Consider the following 12,593-nt stretch of genomic DNA (forward strand, 5'->3'; position numbering starts at 1 on the left):
TTATTAACTTCTTAAAAAACAAAAAAGTTATGTTAGCACTCGAATGGTTAAAGAATGCCCATGGCATTATGGAAAAGCTGGAAGCTACCCAGTTGGAAAACATCAAAAAAGCAGCCACTGTTATGGCAGACTCCATCGAAGCCGGTCGTTGGGTCCACACGTTTGGTTGCGGCCACGCAACGATTCCCGTAGAAGAAATGTATCCGCGTATCGGCAGCTTTGTAGGATTCCACCCGCTTTGCGAATTGCCTCTGACATTCTTCACGCAGATTATCGGCCAGATGGGTATTCATCAGTTCCTCTTCCTGGAACGGGCAGAAGGCTACGGCCAGGAAATTATGAAGAACTATGATTTTGATTCCAAAGACTGTATGTGGATTTTCTCACATACCGGTATCAATGCCGTCAATATAGACATGGCATTGGAAGCCAAGAAGCGCGGCATGAAAGTTATTGTATACGGTTCGGCCAGCGAAACGGGCGACAAGGCCAGCCGCCACTCCAGCGGAAAGAACCTCTTCCAGTTGGCAGATATCGTAGTGGATTCCTGCGTTCCCCTGGTAGACGCCTCCGTACCTTTGAAGAACCACTTCGACAAGGTAGGTCCGTTGTCTACATTGAGTTTCGTCACCATGGTATGGATGACCATCACTACCGTTGCCGAAATCCTTGCCGACCGTGGCGTACACTTGTACATCCATCCGTCGCACAACGTTCCGGGTGACACAACCGCCCACGAACGACTGGATGCAGCCATTGCAGAATATCAAAGAAAAGTCAAGTGCTTGTAACGAAAGATATTCCAATCATCATCTCATCCAATCATCATCTATGAGTGACGGACGTCCGTCCCTGCTTCGCCCCCAAGGAGCAGGACGGGCTTTTTCTGTTCAAAAAGAATAAAATCGGCCCACTGCTTCGATAAATCTTCCCTTTGTTGTATATTTGTTCCCCAGAAAAAAGATGGAAACAGATAAGCATAAAAGATAGATATGAAACAGATAAGCATCGCACTTCTCCTCTGCCTCTGTACGCTGGCAGGTTTCGCCCAAGGTGGCAAGGCGCTCGATTTGAAAGAAATCATATCGGGCAAGTTCACTCCGAAGAACATTTCCGGCGTTATCCCCATCCCGGGAGACGGAGAACATTATTCGCAAATGAATGCGGACAGGACACAAATCATCAAATACTCCTTCAAAACGGGAAAACCCGTGGAAGTGCTGTTTGATGCCGCTACCGCACGCGAATGCACGTTCAAGACATTTGACAGCTACAGCTTTGCTCCGGACGGCAGCAAACTGCTCATTGCCACCGAAACAACTCCCATCTACCGCCATTCCTATACGGCTGTGCATTACATCTACAGCCTGAAGCGCAATCTGGACGGTAAAATCAACAATATTGTGGAAAAACTTTCGGACGGCGGCCCGCAGCAGGTGCCCGTATTTTCACCGGACGGCAACCAGGTGGCTTTTGTACGCGACAACAATATCTTCCTTGTGAAACTGCTCTATGGCAACAGCGAAAGCCAGGTGACGGAAGACGGAAAACAGAACGAGGTGCTGAACGGCATCCCCGATTGGGTTTACGAAGAGGAGTTCTCCTTCAACCGTGCGCTGGAATTCAGTGCCGACAGCCAGATGCTGGCTTTCATCCGCTTCGACGAGAAAGATGTTCCCTCCTACTCTTTCCCTCTTTTTGCCGGACAAGCCCCCCACTTCACCCCTTTCGAGAAGTATCCGGGAGAGTATACTTACAAATATCCTAAAACGGGAGAAGTAAATTCCAAAGTGTCCGTACACACCTTCGATATCAAGTCGAAAGTGACCCGCAAGATAAACGTGCCGGTAGATGCAGACGGCTATATTCCCCGCATCCGCTTTACCCAAGACCCCAACAAGCTTGCCGTCATGACACTGAACCGCCATCAGAACCGGTTCGACCTATACTTTGCCGACCCTCGCAGCACGGTAGCCAAACTGGCTCTGCGTGATGAAAGCGATACCTATATCCGCGAGAATGTATTCGACAACATCGTCTTCTATCCGGAAAATTTCAGCTTTGTCAGCGAAAAGAGCGGATACAACCATCTGTACTGGTATAGCATAGGTGGCAATCTGCTGAAACAAGTGACAGCCGGACCATATGAAGTGCAGGAGTTCCTGGGTTATGACCCCGAAGAAGGAAGCTTCTACTTCAGCAGCAACGAGGAAAGCCCCATGCGCAGTGCCATCTACAAGATTGACCGGAAAGGCAAAAAGACCAGGCTATCGTCACAAGCCGGAACAAACAGTGCGCAGTTCAGTACGAACATGAAGTACTATATGAACCGTTATTCCAATCTGGATACTCCGACCGTCATTACACTGAACGACAATACGGGCAAGACTCTTGCCACCCTGATGGACAATGCGGCATTGAAGCAGGAAATCAGTGGCTATGACATGCCACGAAAGGAATTCTTCACTTTCCAGACTTCCGACGGAACCACATTGAATGGCTGGATGATGAAACCTGCCGACTTCTCCGCCGGCAAGAAATACCCGGTACTGATGTACCAGTACAGCGGCCCCGGTTCACAGCAAGTGCTTGACAAGTTCAGTGTAAGCTGGGAAACCTACATGGCATCGCAAGGCTATATCGTGGTTTGCGTAGACGGGCGTGGCACCGGAGGACGTGGTGCCGAATTCGCCAAATGCACCTATCTGAACCTGGGTATCAAGGAAGCCAAAGACCAGGTGGAAACCGCCCTCTACATGGGCAACCAGCCTTATGTGGACAAAAACCGCATCGGAATCTGGGGATGGAGTTACGGTGGATACATGACCATTATGAGTATGAGTGAAGGAACACCGGTATTCAAGGCCGGAGTAGCCGTAGCTGCCGTTACCGACTGGAACTACTACGACACCGTTTACGGCGAACGCTTTATGCGCACACCGAAAGAAAACGCCGAAGGCTATAAGGCCAGTTCCGCCTTTACCCGTGCCGACAAGTTGCACGGCAACCTGCTGCTAGTACACGGCATGGCAGACGACAATGTACACTTCCAGAACTGTGCCGAATATGCCGAACAACTGGTACAGCTCGGCAAACAGTTCGATATGCAGGTTTACACCAACCGCAACCACAGTATCTACGGAGGAAATACCCGGTTACACCTATATACGCGGTTGACCAACTTCTTCAACAAAGAATTGAAATAATGCCTGAAAGAGTACGTAAGCCTGAATGGCTCAAAATAAGCATCGGTGCCAACGAGCGCTATACCGAAACCAAACGCATTGTCGAGTCGCATTGCCTCCATACCATCTGCAGCAGCGGCCGTTGCCCCAATATGGGGGAATGTTGGGGGAAAGGCACCGCAACCTTCATGATTGGGGGAAATATCTGCACCCGGTGCTGTAAGTTCTGCAACACAGCAAGCGGGAAGCCCTTGCCGCTGGATGCCGATGAGCCTACACATGTGGCAGAATCCATCGCCTTGATGAAACTCTCCCATGCAGTCGTCACCTCTGTAGACCGTGACGACCTGCCCGACTTAGGCGCATCGCACTGGGTACGTACCATCCGGGAAATCAAGCGGCTCAATCCGGACACCACCGTCGAAGTGCTGATTCCCGACTTCCAGGGAAGAAAGGAGCTCGTGGCACAAGTTATCGATGCACAACCGGAAATCATTTCGCACAACATGGAGACTGTCCGCCGCATCAGCCCCCTCGTGCGCAGTGCCGCCAAGTATGAGACAAGCCTGGAAGTGTTGCGGCAGATTGCAGAAAGCAATACCACCACCAAGTCCGGCATTATGGTGGGATTGGGCGAGACTCCGGAAGAAGTGGAAGAACTGATGGACGACCTTCGCCAAGTGGGCTGTCACATACTGACCATAGGGCAATACCTTCAACCCACACACAAACATTATCCGGTAGCGGCATATATTACTCCCGAACAATTTGCACTCTACAAAGAGAAAGGATTGGAAAAAGGGTTTCAGCAAGTGGAAAGCGCCCCATTGGTACGCTCCTCCTATCATGCAGAAAAACAGATTCATTTTATACAAAAAAGAAGTAAAACAGGAAACATTTAAATCTCCCAGTTGTTATGATGTAAACGACAAAATCATAATACGGATAATGAATCATCAAAGAATTCTATCATCAAGATTCAATATGTCGCTGGGATTCATCCCCGTTATAATATCCATCATATTATGCGAGTTTATAACGCAGGACATGTCCATCTACATCGGTACAGGTGTAGGACTCTTCTTTAGCATCTATTCGGTGAGGCATAGAGGGACTCATGTTCCACAAATCATACTTTACTGCACTACCGGAATGTTACTGCTATTATCGGTAACAACCCTATTCCTCGTAAACTACTGTCCACGTTTTATGCTTCCGTTCACACTGGAAATCAGCGCTATTATTCCCCCATTCGTCATCTACCTCAATAGGAGAAAATTTCTGGACTACCACATGTCTCAGACACAGAAATGCTGCAAGCAGCTTTTTGCACAAGGGGCAGAAGCCGCCATCGTATCCTCACGCGTAATCCTTATCATAAGCCTGCTGCATTTTCTGATTATCTCCTTGGCGATTCTGGTCAGTTACCCTTTGGGAGACACTACCCGCCACATTCTGTTTTATGTGGCGCCTCCCCTCGTCTTTATATTAGGCATTCTGTTCAACCAATTCGGTATCTTCTATTTCAATATAGTGATGAACCACACGGTTTTCGTACCGATAGTCAACACCAAAGGAGATGTCATGGGGAAAGCCATCGCTTCAGAAGCCATCAACCGGAAAAACGACTATATCAATCCGGTCATCCGGATTGCCGTTGCCTCACACGGCATGCTGTTTCTCCTCCCCCGCCCCAAATGCAACGTTTTCGAGAAAGACAAAATCGACTTACTGATGGAGGGTTACCTGATATATGGAGAAACATTGGAACAAGGCGCACACAGAATTTTACGGCAAACGCTTCCCACCGCCCCATTAGACCATTTGCACTTCAACTTCATGTATCATTTTGAGAATGAAGCCACCGACCGCCTGGTCTATCTCTTCACGCTAGACCTGGACGATGACTCCATCTTATGCAATAAGAATTTCAAGGGTGGAAAGCTATGGACGTTCCAGCAAATGGAACACAACCTGGGACGGAACTTCTTCAGCAGTTGCCTGGAATATGAATTCGAGCACCTGGAAGCTATTATTTATACAAGAGAAAAATACAAGGAATCTTAGAAAGGTCGGGAGTCTTTCCCTGCCACTCCCTCACTGTCTTGGTTTTGATATACTCCCCTTCACAAGTAATGTTCGCCGCAATGCAGAGCTTGGTCTGCGGACGGCAGTTATGAAGAATATCCTCTATCATCTTATTATTGCGGTAAGGCGTTTCAATGAAAAGCTGGGTCTGATGTTCATTATAGACGCGTTGTTCCAGCATTTTCAGCTTTTTGGCACGCTCTGCCGGTTCAATGGGAAGATAACCGTGGAAGGCAAAGCTCTGACCGTTGAAACCGGAACCCATAACAGAGAGGATAATAGAAGAGGGTCCCACCAAGGGGACCACTCTCAAGTTTTTCCGTTGTGCAATAGCCACCACGTCCGCTCCCGGATCGGCCACAGCCGGACAACCGGCTTCGGAGATTACGCCCATCGGCTGCCCCTCCACCAGCGGCTTCAGATAGCCGGAGATGTCTTCGGGCGACGTATGCTTGTTCAACGTATAGAATGTCAGCGCATCAATATCTATTCCCTTGTCCACCTTCTTCAGAAACCGGCGTGCCGAACGCACATCCTCCACGATGAAATGGCGGATTCCCAGTATTATCTCCTCATTATAAGGAGGCAACACCGTTTCAATAGGCGTATCGCCCAAGGTGACAGGCAAAAGATAAAGTGCGATTTCCATTAGCCGTAGATGATATTTCCGTTTTCGTCCTTATACTCATCCAAACCCTTCTCATAGGTAGCCATGGCGCGAAGACTCATACCTACGCTAGAAAAACCTCCATCGTGGAACAAGTTCTGCATGGTAACCTTGCGGGTGAGGTCGGAAAACATGACGATACAGTAGTCGGCACATTCATCGGCAGAAGCATTACCAAGCGGAGACATGCGGTTGGCGAAGTCGAACAGCTTGTCCATACCTTTCACACCGGAACCGGCAGTGGTCATCGTAGGAGACTGGGAAATGGTGTTGACACGTACATGGTGTTCGCGTCCGTAGATGTAACCGAAACTGCGGGCGATAGATTCCAGCAGTGCCTTGGCATCTGCCATATCGTTGTAACCGTAAAACGTACGTTGCGCAGCCACATAACTCAGAGCCAGGATTGAACCGTAGTCGGCAATGGCGTTGAGCTTCTTGGCAGCTTGTATCATCTTGTGGAAAGAGACAGCGGAAATATCCAGCGTCTTTTCCAACATATCGTAATCCAAATCATCATATGTACGTTTCTTACGCACATTAGGAGACATACCAATGGAGTGCAGCACGAAGTCGACCGGGCCACCCAATACTTCCATAGAGCGTTTGAATACATTTTCCAAATCTTCTACACTTGTAGCATCTGCGGGAATCACCTCGCAGTTCAGTTTCTCCGAAAGAGCGGACACTTCGCCCATACGTACGGCAACCGGCGTATTCGACAAAGTGATGGTTGCACCTTCTTCTACTGCTTTTTCTGCTACTTTCCAGGCAATGGACTGCTCATTCAGAGCACCGAAAATAATGCCTCTTTTTCCTTTCAACAAATTGTAATTCATACCTATTTTTAGTAAAATTCGGCTGCAAAGATAGGAAGTTTTTGCATAAAAAGCCCGAAAGTGTGCAAAGAAAAGGGAAGAACGGCAAAAAATACAGCAATCACCCACTGCAAAACTACTGCAACACTTGTGCAGTGCCACTGCAATACTGTTGCAGTCACGCTGCACCCCATCTGCAGTACTACTGCAAAGCGCATACAGCAGGAATGCAGTAATAATGCACTGATTATCAGCCCAGGGCTTGCTATTCTGCAAATACCTGATGAAACCCGAGACAGCATTTGAACATGAGCGCAAAAAGCCCTATATTTGCAGCAAACTAAAAAATAGAGAAAGCAATGAAGAAGTTGATTATATTTGACCTGGACGGAACTTTACTGAATACAATAGCCGATTTGGCACAAAGTACAAACCATGCCCTGCAAGCGCTCGGCTATCCCACCCACCCGGAATCGGCCTATAACTTCATGGTTGGCAACGGAATCAACAAACTGTTCGAGCGCGCCCTCCCGGAAGGGGAAAAGAGCGAAGAAAACGTCCTGCGTGTCCGCAAGGAGTTTGTGCCTTATTATGACGTGCACAATGCAGATAAAAGCCGCCCTTACCCCGGCATCCCCGAACTGCTGGAACAGTTACAAAAGAAAGGTATGGTATTGGCAGTGGCTTCCAACAAATATCAATCGGCTACCGTAAAATTGATTTCACATTATTTCCCCAATATACATTTTACCGCCGTCTTCGGACAGCGGGAAGGGGTCAACGTGAAGCCCGACCCAACAGTGGTGCATGACATTCTGGACATCACCCGGATATCCCGTGAAGACGTACTATATGTAGGAGACTCCGGAGTGGATATGCAGACGGCCGCCAATGCCGGAGTCACCGCCTGCGGAGTCACTTGGGGATTCCGTCCCCGTACAGAACTGGAAGAGTTTCATCCGGCACATATCGTAGACAATGCTACGGACATTGCCGTTATCTCCGCTCTTTGAGAGGGCACTCCCTCCCCGAGGTGATAAGGAACAGGAAGTGATGACAACAACTATCACCCAAGATATGTAGGGTCAGAACAATTCCCACATCACACCTTTATCTCCCCCCATCACAAGATAGGCATGCCCGTAAATTTTCAGAATATAACCAATATAACTATCAATCCTCCACATCTTTTCCCCATAAATCAATATCAGATGGAGCTTTCCATAAGCTCCATCCGACCAATAGTCCTATTGCCAATAAAAAAATCAAATATATCATTATAGTCCGGTTTGTTTCAATGTTTTATAATAACACTGCGAACGGTATGAAAGTTCACTCCACCCGAATTTGGAGAAAAAGGCACGTACACGAGGATTAGTTTCCTCCCCCGACTCTCTTAATCGAAATACATGCAGATACAATAAATTTACAAATCGAATCTTTCTTCATGCAATCATTCATTTTTTGTATTAGAACAGTTTTATTTCCCAAAACAAAAGTAATGCTTTCTTTCCAAACGGATATGTAGTTTTCAACGTAGAAGATGTGTTATTTGGTTTTCGTGTACGAAAACGAGCAATTTTGTGCACGATAACGACCAATTTCGTCCAAAATTGTTCCATTTACTAATAATTATGCTTTTCAAGTTTGATTAATTGAGAAAAGGTCTTATTTTTGACCCGGTTTTTAATTCATACTATTGCAAAAACAAGCTCAATTACCTAATTAAATCACAAGAGAATGGAACAAGTTTTCGGCTATATCATCGGCTTAGGAGCAGCAGTGATGATGCCTATAATCTTTACAATTTTGGGAGTATGCATCGGTATTAAATTCAGTAAGGCATTAAAGAGCGGTCTGCTGGTAGGTGTCGGGTTCGTAGGTCTGTCAGTTGTCACTGCATTGTTGACCAGCAGCCTCGGTCCTGCTCTGAGCCAAGTCGTTGAAATTTATGGTCTTCAGCTGAAAGTATTCGACATGGGATGGCCAGCAGCTGCTACTGTAGCCTATAACACATCGGTAGGTGCATTCATCATTCCGGTATGTTTGGGAGTAAATCTTCTGATGTTATTAACGAAAACGACCCGTACGGTCAATATCGACCTTTGGAACTACTGGCATTTCGCATTTATCGGCGCAGTCGTTTATTTTGCCAGCGACAATATCTGGTGGGGCTTCTTCGCCGCTATCATCTGCTACATCATTACCCTGATTATGGCCGACTATACCGCCGACAAATTCCAAGGATTCTACGACAAGATGGAGGGTATCTCCATTCCCCAGCCTTTCTGCGCAGGTTTCGTACCATTTGCCGTAGTCATCAATAAAGCATTGGACAAAATCCCCGGTTTTGACAAATTGAACATCGATGCGGAAGGCATGAAGAAGAAATTCGGTTTGCTGGGTGAGCCTCTGTTCTTGGGTATTCTGGTTGGTTGCGGTATCGGTGCCTTGTCTTGCAAGAACAGCCAGGAACTGGTAGACAAGATACCTTATATATTAGGTTTGGGTATCAAGATGGGCGCCGTAATGGAGCTGATTCCGCGTATCACCGCTTTGTTCATCGAAGGCTTGAAACCTATTTCCGATGCTACCCGCGAGCTGATTGCCCAAAAATTCAAAGGTGCTGTCGGCTTAAACATCGGTATGAGCCCCGCATTGGTTATCGGCCATCCTGCAACGCTGGTGGTTTCCCTGCTGCTGATTCCCGTAACCATACTACTGGCTGTCATCCTGCCGGGTAACCAGTTCCTGCCTTTGGCGTCGCTGGCCGGAATGTTCTACCTCTTCCCGCTGGTACTGCCCATCACGAAAGGAAATGTAGTAAAGACATTCATCATCGGACTCGTTGTACTGACCATCGGTCTTTATTTCGTAACAGACCTTGCCCCCTATTTCACACAAGCAGCCCACGATGTATACGAGAAGACACAAGACGCTGCCGTGAATATCCCTGCCGGCTTTGAAGGCGGCGCACTGGACTTTGCATCCAGCCCCTTCGCTTGGGTCATTTTCCACCTGACCTACTCGTTGAAATGGATAGGCTCCGGTATCCTTGTATTATGCACATTGTTCCTGATGATTATGAACCGTCGTGCCATTATCAAATACCAGAAATCAATCAAAAATTAAAAGTTAAATAGTAACGGATTATGAAAAAGTTAGTACTTGCATTTATGATGGGAGCAGCTGCCATGGCAGCCAATGCCCAAGTGAATTACAAAGTGCAGACCGCCTGCCATCCGCAGGACGTGAAGCATTATGACACGGAACTTCTACGCAGCAGATTCATGATGGACAAAGTCATGGCTCCGGATGAAATCAACGTAACCTACACCCTCTACGACCGGTTGATTTACGGTGGCGCCATGCCGGTGAACAAGACATTGAAATTGGAAGTGTTCCGTGAACTGGGTCCGGAAATCACTTACTTCCTCGAACGCCGCGAACTGGGTGTCATCAATACCGGCGGTGACGGAGTGGTTACTGTAGACGGCAAGGAATACCCCATGAAGTATAAGGAAGCCCTTTACGTAGGCTGCGGAAATAAGGAAGTAACCTTCAAGAGCAACGACGCTACCAATCCCGCCAAGTTCTACATCAACTCGGCTCCGGCCTACAAGCCCTATGTTACTCAGCTGATTACTACCGATGCCAAGCTTCAGAAAGCCAACCCCAAGAAATATGCACTGGGCATCTCCGACCATTATGGAAAAATGGAGGACAGTAACGACCGCATCGTAAACCAGCTGATTGTGAAAGATGTACTGGAAAGAGTGAAAGACGGTGGTACCAACCAGTTGCAGATGGGACTCACGGAACTGGCTCCCGGTTCTGTATGGAATACCATGCCTGCCCACACACACACTCGCCGCATGGAAGCTTACTACTACTTCAACCTGAAACCCGGCAACGCTATCTGTCACTTGATGGGCGAACCGCAGGAAGAACGTCTGATATGGCTGCACAACGAACAAGCCATCACTTCTCCCGAATGGTCTATCCACGCTGCTGCCGGAACCAGCAACTATACTTTCATTTGGGGTATGGGCGGTGAAAACCTGAAATACAGCGACAAAGACGAAATCAAATACATCGATATGAAATAAAGTTGCCCTGTAGCGCCCGATAGGCATGGACTTAAATAATCCATGCCTATTTTTGTCATTTTCAGCATCCTAATTTACCCAATATTACACCTCGAACAACACACAAACCTACATTTGTATCAAAATATAAATCTATTATCATGAGTACATTTCAAAACACCGCAGGGCGGATGACCAATTACCGTTGGATTATCTGCGCCATGCTATTCTTCGCGACAACCGTCAACTACCTCGACCGCCAGGTTCTTTCATTGACCTGGAAAGATTTTATCTCCCCCGAATTCCACTGGACCGATACACACTACGGCTACATCACGGCAATCTTTTCCATCGTCTATGCCTTAGGCAATCTGTTTGCCGGACGTTTCATCGACTGGATGGGAACGAAGAAAGGATATTTATGGGCCATCGCCGTATGGTCCACCGGCGCCTGTATACACGCCCTTTGCGGACTTGCCACAGAAGTGACCCTCGGCATTGAAAATGCCGCCAACATGATTAGCGCTACCGGTGCATTGGCCTCTACCATAGCCATCACCAGTGTTTACTACTTCATTGCCGCCCGTATCATACTGGGCATCGGTGAAGCAGGAAACTTTCCTGCCGCCATCAAGGTTACCGCCGAATATTTTCCCAAGAAAGACCGTGCCTTCTCCACTTCCATCTTCAATGCCGGCTCTACCATCGGAGCACTGATAGCCCCATTGTGTATCCCTACCCTGGCCCGCTACTTCCAACGCATGGGCGTGGGCAACGGCTGGGAAATGGCTTTTATCGTTATCGGCGGATTGGGTTTCATCTGGATGGGACTATGGATGTTCATGTACAAGAAACCTGATGAAAATCCACACGTAAACGCAGCTGAGCTGGCATATATAGAACAAGACAAAGAGGAGGATAAAAAGGCGACTACTCCGGCAGCCAAGGACGAAAAGAGCATTTCTTTCCTGCAATGTTTCAAATATCCGCAGACTTGGGCTGTATTTTTCGGCAAATTCATGACTGACGGTGTATGGTGGTTCTTCCTCTTCTGGGCACCCGCATACATTTCAGACGTTTACGGATTCTCTTCAGATACTCCCACGGCACAGATGCTTATTTTTGTGCTCTATGCCATCACGATGTTGTCCGTCTATGGCGGAAAATTGCCCACCATCATTATCAACAAGACCGGCAAGAACCCCTACGCCGCACGCATGCAGGCCATGTTCATCTTCGCACTGTTCCCGCTATTGTCATTGTTTGCACAGCCATTGGGCAACAAGGAAGTATTTGGCGAACAAGCCTATTGGTTCCCGATTATCATCATAGGTATTGCAGGCGCTGCCCATCAGTCCTGGTCGGCCAACATCTATTCTGTGGTAGGTGATATGTTTCCCAAGAGCACCATTGCCACCATTGTGGGAATCGGAGGTATGGCAGGCGGTATCAGCTCATTCCTCATCAACATGAGTTCCGGTTTGCTGTTCGACTATGCCGACAAGACACAAATGGTATTTCTCGGATTTCAGGGCAAGCCTGCCGGATATTTCATCATCTTCTGTGTATGTGCAGTGTCCTACCTGATAGGCTGGTGCATCATGAAGGCACTGGTTCCGAAGTACAAACCGATTATAGTGGACTAATCAGAAGTCTCTTTATAGATATTCAAAATCATGCGGAGTTTGCAAACTGCATTACATGCCTTGCAAACTCCGCACAAAAAAAGCCCTTTCTCACGAAATGG

The 12,593-nt window shown here is 47.7% G+C and carries 10 protein-coding genes; 8 read left to right on the forward strand and 2 right to left on the reverse strand.

Annotated elements, in window-relative coordinates:
• Nucleotides 1-29 precede the first annotated feature (29 nt).
• The 4 genes from HUX74_RS05270 to HUX74_RS05285 all read left to right on the forward strand — a co-directional run bounded on the left by HUX74_RS05270 (nt 30) and on the right by HUX74_RS05285 (nt 5,252).
• Complete coding sequence (locus HUX74_RS05270; RefSeq protein ID WP_005823892.1) at nt 30-791, forward strand: sugar isomerase domain-containing protein; 762 nt, start codon at nt 30-32, stop codon at nt 789-791.
• Between the two features lie 201 nt (nt 792-992).
• A complete protein-coding gene (locus HUX74_RS05275; RefSeq protein ID WP_117599339.1) occupies nt 993-3,206 on the forward strand; it encodes a S9 family peptidase in 2,214 nt (737 codons plus the stop codon).
• A complete protein-coding gene (lipA, locus tag HUX74_RS05280) occupies nt 3,206-4,087 on the forward strand; it encodes a lipoyl synthase (RefSeq protein WP_117599338.1) in 882 nt (293 codons plus the stop codon). The genes HUX74_RS05275 and lipA overlap by 1 nt, the downstream gene beginning before the upstream one ends.
• A gap of 46 nt (nt 4,088-4,133) precedes the next feature.
• Nucleotides 4,134-5,252, forward strand: a complete 1,119-nt coding sequence (locus HUX74_RS05285; protein WP_117599450.1) for a hypothetical protein — start codon at nt 4,134-4,136, stop codon at nt 5,250-5,252.
• On the opposite strand, the gene HUX74_RS05290 is transcribed toward HUX74_RS05285, so the two are convergent.
• Together HUX74_RS05290 and HUX74_RS05295 are read right to left on the reverse strand one after the other, a co-directional pair.
• Entirely contained in the window at nt 5,218-5,922 is a 705-nt protein-coding gene (locus tag HUX74_RS05290) for an SAM-dependent methyltransferase (RefSeq protein WP_117964837.1), read from the reverse strand. The two genes, HUX74_RS05285 and HUX74_RS05290, sit on opposite strands and share 35 nt — an antisense overlap.
• Complete coding sequence (locus HUX74_RS05295) at nt 5,922-6,779, reverse strand: enoyl-ACP reductase (RefSeq protein WP_117964839.1); 858 nt, start codon at nt 6,777-6,779, stop codon at nt 5,922-5,924. The genes HUX74_RS05290 and HUX74_RS05295 overlap by 1 nt, the downstream gene beginning before the upstream one ends.
• 338 nt (nt 6,780-7,117) lie before the next feature.
• Between HUX74_RS05295 and HUX74_RS05300 the strand changes: the two genes are divergently transcribed.
• The 4 genes from HUX74_RS05300 (at nt 7,118) to HUX74_RS05315 (ending at nt 12,492) form a co-directional block, all read left to right on the forward strand.
• The gene (locus HUX74_RS05300; RefSeq protein ID WP_119961803.1) at nt 7,118-7,771 is read left to right on the forward strand and encodes an HAD family hydrolase; all 654 of its coding nucleotides are present in this window, start codon (nt 7,118-7,120) and stop codon (nt 7,769-7,771) included.
• Between the two features lie 727 nt (nt 7,772-8,498).
• Entirely contained in the window at nt 8,499-9,890 is a 1,392-nt protein-coding gene (locus HUX74_RS05305) for a PTS galactitol transporter subunit IIC (protein ID WP_174646326.1), read from the forward strand.
• A gap of 20 nt (nt 9,891-9,910) precedes the next feature.
• A complete protein-coding gene (gene kduI / locus HUX74_RS05310) occupies nt 9,911-10,867 on the forward strand; it encodes a 5-dehydro-4-deoxy-D-glucuronate isomerase (RefSeq protein ID WP_005823932.1) in 957 nt (318 codons plus the stop codon).
• Nucleotides 10,868-11,007: 140 nt separating this feature from the next.
• A complete protein-coding gene (locus HUX74_RS05315; protein ID WP_174646327.1) occupies nt 11,008-12,492 on the forward strand; it encodes an MFS transporter in 1,485 nt (494 codons plus the stop codon).
• Nucleotides 12,493-12,593 lie beyond the last annotated feature (101 nt).

It is taken from the genome of Bacteroides sp. Marseille-P8574, from assembly GCF_902825465.1.
GTDB lineage: Bacteria > Bacteroidota > Bacteroidia > Bacteroidales > Bacteroidaceae > Bacteroides > Bacteroides uniformis.